Origin of the sequence: Neorhizobium descurainiae (assembly GCF_051400715.1) — a bacterium.
Taxonomy (GTDB): Bacteria; Pseudomonadota; Alphaproteobacteria; order Rhizobiales; family Rhizobiaceae; genus Neorhizobium.
On sequence record NZ_JBLFFK010000004.1, the window covers coordinates 200,914 to 215,397 of the forward strand.

General features: G+C 64.1%; 15 protein-coding genes. 8 read left to right on the forward strand and 7 right to left on the reverse strand.

What is annotated here, in order from left to right; genetic code table 11:
- The 6 genes from ACMGE0_RS10000 to ACMGE0_RS10025 all read right to left on the reverse strand — a co-directional run bounded on the left by ACMGE0_RS10000 (window position 1) and on the right by ACMGE0_RS10025 (window position 7,177).
- Window positions 1-591, reverse strand: coding sequence for a DUF2585 domain-containing protein (locus tag ACMGE0_RS10000; RefSeq protein WP_436815699.1), 591 nt, complete (start codon window positions 589-591; stop codon window positions 1-3).
- Window positions 588-1,238 (reverse strand): septation protein A, encoded by a 651-nt coding sequence (locus tag ACMGE0_RS10005; RefSeq protein ID WP_436815700.1) that lies wholly within the window; start codon window positions 1,236-1,238, stop codon window positions 588-590. The genes ACMGE0_RS10000 and ACMGE0_RS10005 overlap by 4 nt, the downstream gene beginning before the upstream one ends.
- 52 nt (window positions 1,239-1,290) lie before the next feature.
- On the reverse strand, window positions 1,291-2,841 hold the full coding sequence (ftsY, locus tag ACMGE0_RS10010) for a signal recognition particle-docking protein FtsY (protein ID WP_436815701.1): 1,551 nt from the start codon (window positions 2,839-2,841) through the stop codon (window positions 1,291-1,293).
- 16 nt (window positions 2,842-2,857) lie between these two features.
- A complete protein-coding gene (gene mtaB, locus ACMGE0_RS10015; protein ID WP_436815702.1) occupies window positions 2,858-4,144 on the reverse strand; it encodes a tRNA (N(6)-L-threonylcarbamoyladenosine(37)-C(2))-methylthiotransferase MtaB in 1,287 nt (428 codons plus the stop codon).
- Window positions 4,141-5,058: a diaminopimelate epimerase gene (gene dapF, locus ACMGE0_RS10020; RefSeq protein WP_436815703.1), complete on the reverse strand. Its 918-nt coding sequence runs from the start codon at window positions 5,056-5,058 to the stop codon at window positions 4,141-4,143. Before dapF ends, mtaB begins: the two co-directional genes overlap by 4 nt.
- 1,036 nt (window positions 5,059-6,094) lie before the next feature.
- Window positions 6,095-7,177 carry an MBL fold metallo-hydrolase gene (locus ACMGE0_RS10025; protein ID WP_436815704.1) on the reverse strand — a complete coding sequence of 361 codons (1,083 nt, stop codon included), beginning with the start codon at window positions 7,175-7,177 and terminating at the stop codon, window positions 6,095-6,097.
- A 280-nt stretch (window positions 7,178-7,457) separates the two neighbouring features.
- Here ACMGE0_RS10025 and ffh point away from each other — a divergent pair, with 280 nt between their 5' ends.
- The 5 genes from ffh (at window position 7,458) to trmD (ending at window position 11,165) form a co-directional block, all read left to right on the forward strand.
- The gene (ffh, locus tag ACMGE0_RS10030; RefSeq protein WP_436815705.1) at window positions 7,458-9,041 is read left to right on the forward strand and encodes a signal recognition particle protein; all 1,584 of its coding nucleotides are present in this window, start codon (window positions 7,458-7,460) and stop codon (window positions 9,039-9,041) included.
- 11 nt (window positions 9,042-9,052) lie between these two features.
- The gene (locus ACMGE0_RS10035) at window positions 9,053-9,370 is read left to right on the forward strand and encodes a chorismate mutase (protein ID WP_085419720.1); all 318 of its coding nucleotides are present in this window, start codon (window positions 9,053-9,055) and stop codon (window positions 9,368-9,370) included.
- Window positions 9,371-9,419: 49 nt separating this feature from the next.
- On the forward strand, window positions 9,420-9,785 hold the full coding sequence (gene rpsP, locus ACMGE0_RS10040) for a 30S ribosomal protein S16 (protein ID WP_436815706.1): 366 nt from the start codon (window positions 9,420-9,422) through the stop codon (window positions 9,783-9,785).
- 118 nt (window positions 9,786-9,903) lie between these two features.
- On the forward strand, window positions 9,904-10,470 hold the full coding sequence (rimM, locus tag ACMGE0_RS10045) for a ribosome maturation factor RimM (RefSeq protein ID WP_436815707.1): 567 nt from the start codon (window positions 9,904-9,906) through the stop codon (window positions 10,468-10,470).
- Window positions 10,470-11,165, forward strand: coding sequence for a tRNA (guanosine(37)-N1)-methyltransferase TrmD (trmD, locus tag ACMGE0_RS10050; RefSeq protein WP_436815708.1), 696 nt, complete (start codon window positions 10,470-10,472; stop codon window positions 11,163-11,165). Before rimM ends, trmD begins: the two co-directional genes overlap by 1 nt.
- Here the strand turns inward: trmD and ACMGE0_RS10055 are convergent.
- Window positions 11,147-11,893, reverse strand: coding sequence for a sulfite exporter TauE/SafE family protein (locus ACMGE0_RS10055; RefSeq protein ID WP_436815709.1), 747 nt, complete (start codon window positions 11,891-11,893; stop codon window positions 11,147-11,149). The genes trmD and ACMGE0_RS10055 overlap by 19 nt on opposite strands.
- 258 nt (window positions 11,894-12,151) lie before the next feature.
- On the opposite strand from ACMGE0_RS10055, the gene rplS reads away from it, so the two are divergent.
- The 3 genes from rplS to ACMGE0_RS10070 all read left to right on the forward strand — a co-directional run bounded on the left by rplS (window position 12,152) and on the right by ACMGE0_RS10070 (window position 14,458).
- The gene (gene rplS / locus ACMGE0_RS10060; protein WP_436815710.1) at window positions 12,152-12,697 is read left to right on the forward strand and encodes a 50S ribosomal protein L19; all 546 of its coding nucleotides are present in this window, start codon (window positions 12,152-12,154) and stop codon (window positions 12,695-12,697) included.
- Window positions 12,698-12,838: 141 nt separating this feature from the next.
- Entirely contained in the window at window positions 12,839-13,636 is a 798-nt protein-coding gene (locus tag ACMGE0_RS10065; protein WP_436815711.1) for a basic amino acid ABC transporter substrate-binding protein, read from the forward strand.
- Window positions 13,637-13,639: 3 nt separating this feature from the next.
- Window positions 13,640-14,458 (forward strand): amino acid ABC transporter permease, encoded by an 819-nt coding sequence (locus tag ACMGE0_RS10070; RefSeq protein ID WP_436815712.1) that lies wholly within the window; start codon window positions 13,640-13,642, stop codon window positions 14,456-14,458.
- Window positions 14,459-14,484: the final 26 nt, after the last annotated feature.

Here is a 14,484-nt window from a genome sequence, read left to right on the forward strand (position 1 = left end):
TCAGGGCAGCGCCGCCTGCCATTCCCGGATCGCATCCACCGGCCAGACGAGCATCAGCACGTTGAGGGTCAGGTTGTCGCGGATGATGTAGCCGGTCAGCAACTCGAAGAAGATCGCGACCGCCACCGTCAGCCAGACGGGCAGGCGCGCGGCCGCGAAAAAGCCGAGCACCATGAAGACCGTATCCATCGCCGAATTGACGATGCTGTCGCCGGAATAGCCGAGCGCCATGGTCGCCGTGCGGTAGCGGTCGATGATCAAAGGCGAGTTTTCCAGGATTTCCCAGGCGGCCTCGATCAGTACAGCGAGCGAAAGTCTTGCGGTCATCGGAGCGCGGCGGAGGATCAGCCAGCCGAGGCCGTAGAAGAGGAAGCCATGGATGATGTGGGACGGCGTGTACCAGTCGGAGAGGTGCTGCGAATTGCCGCTCGTGTTCACCCCGCCTTCCCAGAGCTTCACATAACCGCATTCGCAGATCGGAATGCGGCCGATCGCATAGAGAATGACGATCTGAGCGAGGAAAAGAGCGAGCGCGACGAGAAGCCAGCGCTTCGCGGACGAACCGGGATTGGAAAGGTCGGTTGCCGTCACTTTTCCGTTTCCGCGGCCGGATCGGGAAGAGTGTGCCGCATGATGAGCGGCATCTGGGCGAGCGTGAAGGCGATGGTGATCGGCATCGTGCCCCAGACCTTGAAGTTGACCCAGGCCGCATCGGAGAAGTTGCGCCAGACGACCTCGTTCAGCACGGCGAGGAAAAGGAAGAAGATGCCCCAGCGCAGGGTGAGCTTCTTCCAGCCGGCCTCGTCGAGCTGGAACGCCGCGTTGAAGACGTAACCGAGCAGCGACTTGCCGAAAAGAAGGCCGCCGAGCAGCGCCACGCCGAATAGCGTGTTGACGATGGTCGGCTTCATCTTGATGAAGGTCTCGTCCTGCAGCCAGATCGACAGCGACCCGAACACCAGCACCACAACGCCCGACACGAAGGGCATGACCGGCAGGTGATGGAAGACGATCTTCGAGATGACCAGCGAGATGACGGTCGCGACCATGAAAAGGGCCGTCGCGATCAGAAGCGGGCCGCCGATCGCCGAAAGGGCCGGCAGCTTCTCGACCAGCCACTCGCCGCGCAGGTTGCCGAAGAAGAAGATCAGAAGCGGTCCGATCTCCAGCGCGAGTTTCAGCATCGGATGCTGCTTTTCTTCCTTGGTCGGCGTGGTGTCGCTTTCGATCGTCTGCATGGGTCCCAACTTTGAAGCCTGTGTGGCGAAGCCAAATCGTCTTTCTGTGTCATCAATGCGTCAAACCGGCAATGGCGCTTGCAAAATCCTGCGCTTCGAACGGTTCGAGATCGTCGACGCCCTCGCCGACGCCGATGAAATAGACCGGCAGCTTGTGCTTGGCGGCGATGGCGACGAGGATGCCGCCGCGCGCCGTTCCGTCGAGCTTGGTCATGATGAGGCCGCTGACGCCGGCGACGTTGCGGAAGATCTCCACCTGGCTCATGGCGTTCTGGCCGGTCGTGGCGTCGAGCGTCTGCAGCACGGTATGCGGCGCGTCCGGGTCGAGCTTGCCGAGCACTCGAACGATCTTTTCGAGCTCCGCCATCAGCTCCGTGCGGTTCTGCAGCCGGCCGGCGGTATCGATGATCAGCACGTCCGATTTCTTCGCCTTCGCCTGTTCATAGGCGTCGTAGGCGAGCCCCGCCGCGTCGGCGCCGAGCTTGGTGCCGATGAATTCCGAACCTGTGCGGTCCGCCCAGATCTTGAGCTGCTCAATGGCGGCCGCGCGAAAAGTATCGCCGGCGGCGAGCATGACCTTGAGGCCCGCGCCAGAGAGCTTTGCGGCAAGCTTGCCGATCGTCGTCGTCTTGCCGGTGCCGTTGACGCCGACCACGAGGACGACATGCGGCTTGTGATTGAGATCGAGCTGCAGGGGCTTCGCGACCGGCGAAAGGACCTTGCTGATCTCGTCCGCCATGATGCGCGAGACGTCCTCGCCGGTGACATCCTTGCCGTAGCGCTCGGACGATAGCGCGCCGGTGATGCGCATCGCCGTCTCGACGCCGAGATCGGCCTGGATCAGCAGGTCCTCCAGTTCCTCCAGCGTATCCTCGTCCAGCTTGCGCTTGGTGAAGAGCGCGGAGATCTGACCGGTGAGCTGCGAGGACGTACGGGCGAGGCCGGCACGGAGACGCTGGAACCAGGAGAGTTTCGGGGCGAGAGCAGCGGGGGTGGGTGCAGGCTCGGTGCGGGAGGTGGAGAAGCCTTTGGGGAGGCTGGGTGTCCCACGACCCTCACCTTCTGGGGAAACACTCCCCTCTGTCCTACCGGACATCTCCCCCTCAAGGGGGGAGATCGGCTCGTGGTTCGCGCCCTGCCCGAGAGCAGGCTCCGAAGTCGTTGAAACATCGTCGGCGTCGGATGGGGAAGCCGGCAGCTCATCCGTGATCTCCCCCCTTGAGGGGGAGATGTCCGGCAGGACAGAGGGGGGTGTTTCCGTAAGAGCGGCTTCTTCCTCCGCCTCCAGCAGAGACAGCGGCACAACACCGATATCGGATACGTTCTCCGCACCCGGAAGGATCGGCAGCGTTTCCTCTTCCTCCCTTTCCGGTTCGGAAAACTCAACATTCTCCGCCGCTACATCCGCCGCAGGCCCGCCAGCGGTCTCGATCTCCGTCAGTGCCACCGGATCGACGGGCGAGACGGGCAGATCTTCGGCGCGGGATTTGGGCTCCAGCTCCGCCGCGACGGCAGGGGCATCCTCCGGCCTTGCCGCCTCCGGCGCCTGTTCCTCGGCGGGCTTGCCGAAGGTGAAGACTCGTTTGATGAAGCCCAATGCCATGAGAAATCCGTTCCGGTTACGCCGCCCTGCTTGCCACAGAGGCCGGCATCACCTGCATTTCCAGATGTTTGCCGTTATGCCCGGTCATCATAACGCGCTTGAGGTCGCGGGGAACAAGCCCGGGTGCCGCAACCAGCGAAAAGTTTTCCGTATGCGCCATGCCATTATTCTCGACGATGATCGCCTGCTCGGTGCCGACCATGCGGTCGAGATGGGCGCGATGCAGCGCCTCGCCCCGGGCGCGGAGCCGCGCCGCCCGATCCTTGATGAGCCCGCGATCGACCTGCGGCATGCGCGCCGCCGGCGTGCCGGGCCGCGGGCTGTAGGGGAAGACGTGCAGGAAGGAAATGCCCGCCTCTTCCGCAAGCGTGGCGGCATTCTCGAACATCTCCTCCGTTTCGGTGGGGAAACCGGCAATCATATCGGCGCCGAAGGCGATCTCGGGCCTCAACCGCCGGGCCTGTTCGGTGAAGGCGAGCGCCTCGGCACGGGAATGCCGCCGCTTCATGCGCTTCAGGATCAGATCGTCGCCGTGCTGCAGGGAGAGATGCAGATGCGGCATGAAACGGGGCTCGTCGGCGATCAGGTCCCAGAGATGCCCGTCTGCCTCGATGCTGTCGATGGACGACAGGCGCAGGCGCAGGATGTCCGGCACCTGCTTCAAGAGGGTCTTCGCCAGATAGCCGAGCGACGGCTGGCCGGGCAGGTCGGCGCCGTAGCTGGTGGCATCGACGCCGGTCAGCACGATCTCGCGATAGCCGCTTTCGGTGAGCTTTCGAGCCTGATCGACCACCGCGCCCATCGGCACCGAACGGGAATTGCCGCGGCCATAGGGGATGATGCAGAAGGTGCAGCGGTGGTCGCAGCCGTTCTGCACCTGGATGAAGGCCCGCACATGGCCGTCTATATGCTTCACCATCTGCGGCGCCGTCGCCCGGACGCTCATGATGTCGTTGACGCGCAGCTTTTCTTCCGCCGAGACGCCGAAATCCGGCAGGCCGCGATAAGAGGCGCTTTTCAGCTTCTCCTCGTTGCCGAGCACGGCATCCACTTCCGCCATGTCGGCGAAGGTCTGCTTCTCGGTCTGGGCTGCGCAGCCGGTGACGATGATGCGCGCATGCGGATTTTCGCGCCGGGCGCGGCGGATCGCCTGGCCGGCCTGGCGGACGGCCTCGCCGGTGACGGCGCAGGTATTGACGAGGATGGCGTTGTTCAGCCCCGCCTTTTCGGCTTCGGCCCGCATCACTTCCGATTCATAGGTGTTGAGCCGGCAGCCGAAGGTGATGACCTCGACGCCGCTCAATGGACCTGAGCCTCCTGCTCGCCAATAGTGGGCTCCTGATCTCTGGTGAACGTGCCGCTCGTGGGGTTCACCTTGCCGGACCATTCCCATTCGGCCGGGCCGGTCATCACCACGTGATCGTCGTCCCGCCATTCGATGGTAAGCGGCTGGCGGACCGGGCTGGAGGCGACGTCGATCGTCACCCGGCGGCCGGTGCGGCCGGTGCGCGCGGCGGAGACGGCGGAGGCGCAGGCAGCCGAACCGCAGGCGAGCGTCAGGCCCGCTCCGCGTTCCCAGGTGCGGGTGCGCAGCGAGAAATTCGAGGTGACCTGCGCCAGCGTGATATTCGCCTTTTCCGGAAACATCGGATGGTTTTCGAGGAGCGGCCCGAAGCGTTCGAGATCGAAGCTCATCGGATCGCGGTCGACCCAGAAGACCGCATGCGGATTGCCCATCGACATGGCGGACGGCGAGTGCAGCACCGGCGCGTCGATCGGGCCGATCTGCAGTTCGATACGGCTCGTGTCGAAGAATTCTTCCGAGAGCGGGATACGGTTCCATTCGAAGACCGGCCTGCCCATGTCGACCGAGATCGTGCCGTCCTCGTGCTCGACGGCGTTCAGGATGCCGGCGACCGTCTGGAAGGTGAAGGCCTTACGGCCGGTCTCGGCGGCAAGCGCCTGCACGACGCAGCGCGTGCCGTTGCCGCAGGCCTGCGCCTTGGAGCCGTCGGAATTCAGGATATCGATGAAGGCGTCGGTGCCCTGGGCCTTGGGATCATGGATCGCCATGATCTGGTCGAATCGGGTGGCCGGATCGGCATTCAGCGCGATCGCGGCCTCGGGCGTGACTTTGTCAGAACGACCGCGCATGTCGACGACCAGGATCTTGTTGCCAAGCCCGTTCATCTTCGCGAATTCGACCAAATCTGTCATGGCGCCGATCCATTGCGGGCGAAATGCCCACTTCCCGGCCGTATATGGCGGAATTGCGCGGGAATTACCAGTGGGCCAGAGATGGACGGCGCCCTTCCTTGCCCTCGGGTCAAGCCCCGGGGGGACGAGAGACGGAATCCTCCCTTGGCGATCCGGAAATTTTTCAAGTCGGACGGGGCGCTGAAAGCTGCCTCTTAGGTTAGTTTAATAGGTGACACCTCTCAGCGCCCCGTTCGGCGGTTTTTATCCGCGACTTCGGTCCCTCTGCCTTGGCCTTCCCGGACGGTGTTCGTCTGACCTCATGGACCACGGGCGAACCGAGTTATCGCCAACAATCCATGACGCCGCCGCCGGACTATCCGCTTGACGCGGACGGACAGAAAAGTCCGGCGAAACCATCCAGCCGGCCACCCTGTGTGCCGCACAGGCACGCCCGGCGCGCTCTTTCGGGCATCAAGAGATGATGGGCCGGTCCGTTGCCCGTCACCTCTCCCCGTGTCGCCGGAGGGAGACCATTTTCCGCGAACCCGGATGGTGAGGCTTTGCGTCTTCCCCTCAACACCCGCGCCGGCCCCGCCTCGCCGGAACGCCTTCCGGTGTATCCGATGCGGGACGGGGAGATTGTAGGCATGAGGCGGGAGGGCGGGGATGAGAAAGAGGTCAAGTGATTGACAAGGCTCAGACGGGTTTGCGTTTCATCCATCAGTGCCGGTGGATGCCTGCCGCCGCACCCCCCTCTGCCCTGCCGGGCATCTCCCCCTCAAGGGGGGAGATCGGATGGAGGCGGCGGCTTCCCCAGAAGAACAAGCGCCGCTATTCGGCATACCGCATATGGAAGAACCGAGCGAGTTCGGCTTGCGCCCTCTTCTCCCCAGCGGGGAGAAGTGCCGAGCAAAGCGAGGCGATGAGGGGGTGCACACGCGGCAAACGCCGTGCTGGATGTTGGCTTCGCCCCCCTCATCCGCCCTGCGGGCACCTTCTCCCCGCTGGGGAGAAGGGAGAGTGCGCTGTCGCATTTGCGCAACGGTTTTGCTGCTCAAGCGGAGACGGAAGGCACCTCGAAGGCTTCGCCGGGCCGCATCGGCCGGAAACGTTCGCGAGCGATGCCGCGTTTGTCGAGCGCCGCATGCAGTGCCTCGAGCGGCTGTTCGATACCCTCGTCCGTCAGCTTGAACGTGCCCCAGTGATGGCCGGCGACGAAGGCGGCGTCGCAAAGCCGCAGGCCCTCGACCGCCTCTTCCGGGTTCTGGTGCTGCGCCTTCATGAACCAGCGCGGCTCATAGGCGCCGAAGGGCAGGTTGGCGAGCCGGAAGCCTCCATGCTTCTCTCTCGCCGCCCGGTAGTTGATGCCGTCGTGAAAGCCGGTATCGCCGACATGGTAGATCTTGCCGGCCGGCGTCTCCAGAACGAAGGCGGCCCAGAGCGCCATCCGCCGGTCGCCCATGCCGCGCGCTGACCAGTGATGGCAGGGTTCGCAATGAAGCGCGATGCCGGGTGCGACTTTCTCGCGCCCACCCCAGTCCATGACGGTGATCCGCGCATCGGGCACCCGCGACCGGATGAGGGTGTCATTGCCGAGCGGCGTGACGAAATGCGGCCTGTCGCGGCTCTGCAATACCCGGAGCGTTTCTAAATCCAGATGGTCGTAGTGGTTATGGGTGACGATGACGAGATCGATCGGCGGCAGGTCCCCCATTCGGATGCCCGGCGGATTCACCCGTTTCGGACCGATGAAGGAAAACGGGCTGGTCCGCTCGCTCCAGACCGGGTCCGTCAGAATGTTGAGGCCGGCGACCTGGATCAGCATCGAGGCATGTCCGACCATGGTGACGACAAGCCGGCTGCCCGAAATGCGGGTTTCCGGCACCGCCTGGGGAAAGGGGCTCGGAAAACTCTCCGGCCAGGCGATATTGCCCCCACCGAGCTTCCAGCGCAGGAGATCGAAACCACCACGCGGTTCCACGCCACCCGGATTGAAGAACGCGGCTCCGTCGAAATGATCGGAGACGGGGCCGGAATAATACTTGTTGGCAGCCATGGCTCCTCGTGCGGCGACGCCACCGAACAGTGCGGCGATCGCTGCAACACCGGACCATTTGAGAAATTTGCGACGATTCATATCGGCAAGATAACTTCATTTGAGACAGATGCCTACGGCGCAAACCGCCCCGCATCTTGACTCCCCGCCTCTTTTCCTGTTTAAGCCCGGCGATCTGCTGACAAGTCGAGAACTTGGAGCCGCCGACCGGGGCCGATTTTACCGAGCCCGGAGGTCAACACCCGACAGCGCGTTGCGCCCTCGGGTGCTTTTTGGCTTTGCCCTCTCCTGGGGCGTCTTGTTTTTGTCGCGGAAAGACCCGACGTTTCGGGTGATCCCGAAACGCGAGAAGGAAGAAACGATGTTCGAAAGCCTCCAGGACCGTCTTGGCTCCATCTTGAGTGGACTGACCGGCCGTGGCGCATTGAGCGAAGCGGATGTCTCCGCCGCTCTGCGCGAGGTTCGCCGTGCGCTGCTCGAAGCGGACGTGGCGCTGGAAGTCGTCCGCTCCTTCACCGACCGGGTGCGCGAAAAGGCCGTCGGCGCGGAAGTCCTGAAATCGATCAAGCCCGGCCAGATGGTCGTCAAGATCGTCCATGACGAACTCGTCGGGATGCTGGGCTCCGAAGGCGTCGGCATCGACCTGCATGCGCCGGCTCCGGTCGTCATCATGATGGTCGGCCTTCAGGGCTCGGGCAAGACGACCACGACCGGCAAGATCGCCAAGCGGCTGACCGACCGCGAGAAGAAGAAGGTGCTGATGGCGTCGCTCGACACGCGCCGCCCGGCAGCCCAGGAACAGCTCCGCCAGTTGGGCGTCCAGACCGGCGTCGATACGCTGCCGGTCATCGCCGGCCAGTCGCCGACCGATATCGCCGCGCGCGCCGTGCAGGCCGCAAGGCTCGGCGGCCATGACGTCGTGATCCTCGACACCGCCGGCCGCACCCATATCGACGAGCCGCTGATGCAGGAAATGGCGGAGATCAAGCGGAAGTCCAATCCGCATGAAATCCTGCTCGTCGCCGACAGCCTGACCGGCCAGGACGCCGTCAACCTCGCCCGCAATTTCGACGAGCGCGTCGGCATCACCGGCCTCGTGCTGACCCGCATGGACGGCGACGGCCGCGGTGGCGCGGCCCTTTCCATGCGCGCCGTCACCGGCAAGCCGATCAAGCTGATCGGTACCGGCGAGAAGATGACGGAGATGGAGGAATTCCATCCCCGCCGCATCGCCGACCGCATTCTCGGCATGGGCGACATCGTCTCGCTGGTCGAGAAGGCCGCGGAGAATATCGACGCCGATAAGGCGCGCGCCATGGCCGAGAAGATGGCCAAGGGCAAGTTCGACCTGAACGATCTCGCCGACCAGCTTCGCCAGATGAAGTCGCTCGGCGGCATGGGCGGCATCATGGGCATGATGCCGGGCATGGCCGGCATGAAGGACAAGCTCGCGGCCTCCGGCATGAACGACAAGATGTTCGACCGCCAGATCGCCATCATTCAGTCGATGACCAAGGCCGAGCGCGCCAACCCGGATATCCTGAAGCACAGCCGCAAGAAGCGCATCGCCGCCGGTTCCGGCACTGACGCCTCCGACATTAACAAGCTTCTGAAAATGCACCGCCAGATGGCCGACATGATGAAAATGATGGGCGGCAAGGGCAAAGGCGGCATGATGAAGCAGATGATGGGCGGCCTGGCGAGCAAGATGGGCCTCGGAGGCATGGGGGGAATGGGCGGCATGCCCGACCTTTCCAAGCTCGACCCGAAACAGCTCGAAGCCCTGCAGAAGCAGGCGGAAGCCGCAGGCCTCAAGCCAGGCTCGATGCCGGGCCTGCCGGGCGGCGGAATGCCGGGCCTCGGCGGCGGCGCCAAGCTGCCCGGTGGTTTGCCGGGTCTGGGCGGCGGTTTTCCGGGCCTTCCCGGCCTGCCGAAGAAGAAGTGAGGGAGGAGTTCGTGGTTGATCCCGAAGTGAAGGCCAGGCTCGCGAGCTATCGCCAGTCGATCGACAACATCGACGCGGCGCTCGTGCACATGCTGGCGGAACGTTTCCGCTGCACCAAGGAAGTGGGCGTCCTGAAAGCCCAGTACGAATTGCCGCCGGCCGACCCGGCGCGCGAGGAATACCAGATCGAGCGTCTTCGCCGCCTGGCGAAGGAAGCGCATCTGGATCCGGATTTCGCCGAGAAGTTCCTGAACTTCGTCATCAAGGAAGTCATCCGGCATCATGAAGCCATCGCCGCCGAACACGGCGGCACGAAAGAAACCGCATGAGCAGCCCGTCCGACGACGGCCTCAAGAAAAGTCCCAAGGAGTAAATGCAATGTCCCTGAAAATTCGTCTCGCCCGCGGCGGCTCCAAGAAGCGTCCGTATTACCACATCGTCGTCGCGGACGCCCGCTCGCCGCGCGACGGCCGCTTCCTCGAAAAGCTCGGCTCCTGGAACCCGATGCTCGCCAAGGACGATGCCAAGCGCGTTGAACTGACCGCCGACCGCATCCAGCATTGGCTCGACCAGGGCGCCCAGCCGACCGACCGCGTTCTGCGCTTCCTCGCCGAAGCCGGCATCGCCAAGCGTGACGCACGCAACAACCCGGAAAAGGCAAAGCCGGGCAAGAAAGCCCAGGAACGCGCCGCCGAGCGCGCCCAGAAGGCCGCCGACACGGAAGCTGCTGCCGCCGAAGCGTAAGCTTTCGCGACCGTTCTTCATGACGACGGGCAGTGCGGCGACGCGCTGCCCGTTTTGCTGTTTGCATTTCTTTACGTTGCGCTTAAATGGAACCTGAGACAACCGAGATCACGACCGCATGCCCAAGCTCGAAAACCCCGTTCTGATGGCGACCATCGGCGCCGCTCAAGGCCTGAGGGGCGAGGTGCGCGTGCGGTCCTATACCGCCGATCCGACCGCGCTCGGCGACTACGGCAACCTGCACAGCGAGGACGGCCGCGTCTTCGAGATCCTTGAAATCCGCGAGGCGAAGAATGTCGCGATCGTCCGCTTCCGGGGCATCAACGACCGCAATGCCGCCGAGGCGCTGAACGGCCTCGAGCTATTCATCGAACGGGACAACCTGCCGGACGAGGAGCTGGAGGACGACGAGTTCTATTACGCCGATCTCGAAGGTCTCGAAGCGATCGACCAGGACGGCAAGAGCTACGGCACGGTGAGCGCGGTCTACGATTTCGGCGCCGGCGACCTGCTGGAGCTCAAGGGTCCCGGCCGCCGGCCGGCGCTCATCCCCTTTTCGGAAGCGGCGGTCCTCGAAATCGACCTCGAAGGCGGCAAGATCCTGATCGACCCGCAGGCGGCGGGGCTGACCGAAACCCCGGACGAAGACGGTCCGGCAACGGGCTTTCCCCGCAAGGGCAAATAATGACCTTTCGCGCGACGATCCTGACGCTCTATCCGGAAATGTTTCCGGGACATCTCGCCGTCTCCCTGGCCGGCAAGGCGCAGGAACGCGGCCACTGGTCGCTCGACACGGTGCAGATCCGCGATTTCGCGGAAGACAGGCACCGCACGGTGGACGACACGCCGGCCGGCGGCGGCGCCGGCATGGTGTTGAGGCCGGATATCCTCGCGAAGGCGATCGACCACGTCTCCCGGGAGGATACCCGTCCGCGCCTGCTGATGAGCCCGCGGGGCAAACCGCTGACGCAGGAAAGGGTGCGCGAGCTTGCCGCCGGCGAGGGCGTGGTGATCGTCTGCGGGCGTTTCGAGGGGATCGACCAGCGGGTGATCGACGCGCGCAACCTCGAAGAGGTCTCGATCGGCGACTATATTCTTTCCGGCGGAGAGCCGGCGGCGCTGACGCTGCTCGACGCCGTCGTCCGCATCCTGCCGGGCGTCATGGGCAATGCGCTTTCCGGCACGCATGAGAGTTTCGAGAACGGACTGCTCGAACATCCGCAATATACCCGGCCGCAGGTCTTCGAAGGACGGGAAATCCCGGCCGTGCTCACCTCCGGCAACCACGCGGCGATCGAGAAATGGCGGCTGGAAGAAGCGAGGAAGCTGACGGCCGAGCGGCGGCCGGACCTTTATGAAAATCAGCCGGTGACGAAGTAGTAGATCGTCAGGCCGATACCGACGGCCACGACGCACCAGCGCAGCACCGCCTGCGGCACGCGTCTGGCCATCCACACGCCGGCATAGCCGCCGAGCGCGCCCGCCGGGATCATGACGAGCGCCTCGGGCCAGGCGATCACCCCGCCGCCGACGAAGACGACGATCGCCACCGCGGCGATCAGCACCGCCAGCAGGTTCTTCAGCGCGTTGAGGTGGTGATAGGTGCCGCCGGTGGTGACCCCGAGGACCGCCAGCATCATGATGCCCATGCCGGCGCCGAAGAAGCCGCCATAGATCGAGGTCAGGAACTGGCCGATGACGCAGGCGGGCGAATTGGCGGAGCGTTCGGCCGACGCCTTCGGCCTCAGCCAGGGGCCGGCGGCGAAGACGGCCGTCGCCGCGGCGAGCAGCCAGGGCACGATCTGCCGGAAGGAAGGATTGTCGAGCGAGAGCAGCAGGAACGCGCCGCCGAAGGCGCCGACGACCGAAACGACCGCCAGCAGCAGGGCGCTGCGCCAGCGGTGGGAAATCTCGTCCCAATAGGCGATGGTCGACGTGACATAGCCCGGAAACTGCACGATCGAGGAGGTCGCGTTGGCGGAAATCGGCGGAATGCCGGCAAGCGTCATGGCGCCGAATGTCAGGAACGTGCCGCCGCCGGCAATCGCGTTCACCGCCCCCGACAGAAAGCCCGCGGCGGCGAGCAGCGCCATCATCGTGATTGTCATGGTGTTTCCTCATCCCTTGAGCGTGACATAGCTGCTTCGACATGAGGCGGCAACAGCCGGCATTTCGTTACAAAATCGCAATCGAAGGATGACAAGCGGGTTTGTTTCGTGTATTGGCGCACGCGGAAATGGGAAATCTCCCGTCGACCAGCAACAAAGAATGGCGAATCCGCTCTGCCGGTAAGGCGAACCCCGAGGCTTTGACCAAAGGTATATCGAGCGCTCTGGCTGTTTCAGAAGAACCAAAGGTTTGAAACGATGAACATCATTCAGCAGCTTGAGGCCGAACAGGTCGCCAAGATCGAAGCCAAGCGCACGCTTCCCGAATTCTCCCCGGGCGACACCGTTCGCGTCAACGTCCGCGTGACGGAAGGCAGCCGTACCCGCGTGCAGGCCTATGAAGGCGTCTGCATCGCCCGTTCCGGCGGCGGCCTCAACGAGAACTTCACCGTTCGCAAGATCTCCTATGGCGAAGGCGTCGAGCGTGTTTTCCCGGTCTACTCGCCGCTCGTCGAGAGCGTCGACGTCGTCCGCCGCGGTAAGGTCCGCCGCGCCAAGCTTTACTACCTGCGCGACCGTCGCGGCAAGTCGGCTCGTATCGTCGAGAACACCGGCACCCGCGCCCGCAAGCTGAACGAAGCCGAGCGCCAGGCCGTTGCCGACGAGAAGGCACGTATCGAAGCCGAGAAGATCGCCGCCGCCCAGGCTCTCGCCGCCGAAAAGGCAGCAGCGGAAGCCGCAGAAGCAAAGGCAGCGGCAGAAGCTGCCGAAGCGGCGAAGGCTGCGGAAGCATCTGCCGAATAAGCTTCGGACGATCATTTTCGAAAAAGGCGGCTCCCGGGCCGCCTTTTTTTATTTTCGCGGAACCATTGCGGAATGGCGCTCCTTGCCATCCGGTTTTGAAATGTGAGATTTTCGGGCCGATCGATCCTTGAGGAGTTCTCGATGCCCACCCGACGCGCCTTTCTCGCAGGCCTCGCCGCGCTCGTTCTTGCCCCGACGGTCGGCACCGCCGACGAACTGCCGGACCTCAAGGGACGCACCGTCGTGGTGGTGACGGAAAACGCCTATCCGCCGCTGCAATTCGTCGATCCGAAATCCGGCCGGGCGATCGGCTGGGAATACGACGCGATGAACGAGATCGCCAAGCGGCTGAACTTCAAGGTCGGGTACCAGAACACGAGCTGGGACGCGATGATCCAGGCGGTCTCCGACGGGCAATACGACATCGGCATGACCGGAATCACGATCAAGGACGACCGCAAGGAAAAGGTGGACTTCTCCGATCCCTATATGCGCTCGCAGCAGCTCATGCTGGTGCGCGGCGGCGAGAAACGCTTCACCGATGAAGAGAGCTTTGCTGCGCTTGAAAATGGCCTGATCGGCGCGCAGCCCGGAACGAGCCCGTTCTACACGGCGGTCTACGGGATCCTCGACGGCAACGAGCAGAACCCGCGCATCAAGCTTTTCGAGACCTTCGGAGCGACGGTGCAGGCGCTGAAGGCGGGCGACGTCGATCTGGTGCTGACGGACAGCACCGCCGGCGAAGGCTATGTGAAGGCCTCCGGCGGTTCGCTGAAGATCATCGGCGAGCCGCTCGGCGCGGAGGACTTCGGCTTCATCTTCAGGAAGGGTTCGGATCTCGTCCAGCCGGTCAATGCGGCGATCGCGGCGCTGAAGGCCGACGGCACGCTCGATGCGCTGAACAAGAAGTGGTTCCTCGACTACAAGATGGGCCAGTAGGTTATGGCGCCTCCGCGCCGGAAAACCGAAGCGCCAGGGGATTTTCCCTGGTGGCTGGCCGCCTTCGGTGTGCTCTGCCTCGGGCTGGCGGCCGTCATCGCGTTCAACGATCTTTACGCGCAGGTCTTCGGCGTGGTCGTCAAAGGCATCGGCATCACCATCGGCGTGACGCTCGCAGCTTTTTCGCTGGCGACGGCGCTGGGGTTGGGGATCGCGCTCGCCGGATTGTCGGACAGCCTCTTGCTCCGGCAGATCGCCCGCTTCTATGTGGAACTGATCCGCGGCATCCCGATTCTCGTCCTGCTCTTCTATATCGCCTTCGTCGGCGCGCCGGGCTTCGTGGCGCTCTGGAACTGGGCGCTGACGCCGCTGATAGAGCGCGGCTGGGCGGCGACGCTTCTCGTGCGCGACCTCTCGCTGCTCTCAAGGGCGGTGATCGCGCTGATGATCGGCTATGCCGCCTTCATCGCCGAGATTTTTCGCGCGGGCTTCCAGTCGGTCGACGAGGGACAGAACGAGGCGGCCAAGGCGCTCGGCTTCACCCGCTTCCAGCGCTTCCGGCTGATCGTCTTCCCGCAGGCGATGCGGGTGATCTTCCCGCCGCTGTCCAACGACTTCGTCGCGATGGTGAAGGATAGTTCGCTCGTCTCGGTGCTCGGGATCGCCGACATCACCCAGATGGCCAAGGTCTATGCCGCAGGATCCTTCCGTTTCTTCGAGACCTACTCGATCGTCACCTATATCTACCTGCTGCTGACGATCGGCCTGTCGCTGGCGCTGCGCGGCATCGAACACCGGATGCGCAGGCGGATTGAGCGATGACCGGAGACGGCGGCGAAGCGCCGCCG

Coding starts and splice junctions, on each gene's coding strand:
- ACMGE0_RS10005 (WP_436815700.1), bottom strand. CDS start 1,238: ATGCAGACGATCGAAAGCGACACCACGCCGACCAAGGAAGAAAAGCAG.
- ftsY (WP_436815701.1), bottom strand. CDS start 2,841: ATGGCATTGGGCTTCATCAAACGAGTCTTCACCTTCGGCAAGCCCGCC.
- dapF (WP_436815703.1), bottom strand. CDS start 5,058: ATGACAGATTTGGTCGAATTCGCGAAGATGAACGGGCTTGGCAACAAG.
- ACMGE0_RS10025 (WP_436815704.1), bottom strand. CDS start 7,177: ATGAATCGTCGCAAATTTCTCAAATGGTCCGGTGTTGCAGCGATCGCC.
- ffh (WP_436815705.1), top strand. CDS start 7,458: ATGTTCGAAAGCCTCCAGGACCGTCTTGGCTCCATCTTGAGTGGACTG.
- rpsP (WP_436815706.1), top strand. CDS start 9,420: ATGTCCCTGAAAATTCGTCTCGCCCGCGGCGGCTCCAAGAAGCGTCCG.
- rimM (WP_436815707.1), top strand. CDS start 9,904: ATGCCCAAGCTCGAAAACCCCGTTCTGATGGCGACCATCGGCGCCGCT.
- trmD (WP_436815708.1), top strand. CDS start 10,470: ATGACCTTTCGCGCGACGATCCTGACGCTCTATCCGGAAATGTTTCCG.
- ACMGE0_RS10055 (WP_436815709.1), bottom strand. CDS start 11,893: ATGACAATCACGATGATGGCGCTGCTCGCCGCCGCGGGCTTTCTGTCG.
- rplS (WP_436815710.1), top strand. CDS start 12,152: ATGAACATCATTCAGCAGCTTGAGGCCGAACAGGTCGCCAAGATCGAA.
- ACMGE0_RS10065 (WP_436815711.1), top strand. CDS start 12,839: ATGCCCACCCGACGCGCCTTTCTCGCAGGCCTCGCCGCGCTCGTTCTT.
- ACMGE0_RS10070 (WP_436815712.1), top strand. CDS start 13,640: ATGGCGCCTCCGCGCCGGAAAACCGAAGCGCCAGGGGATTTTCCCTGG.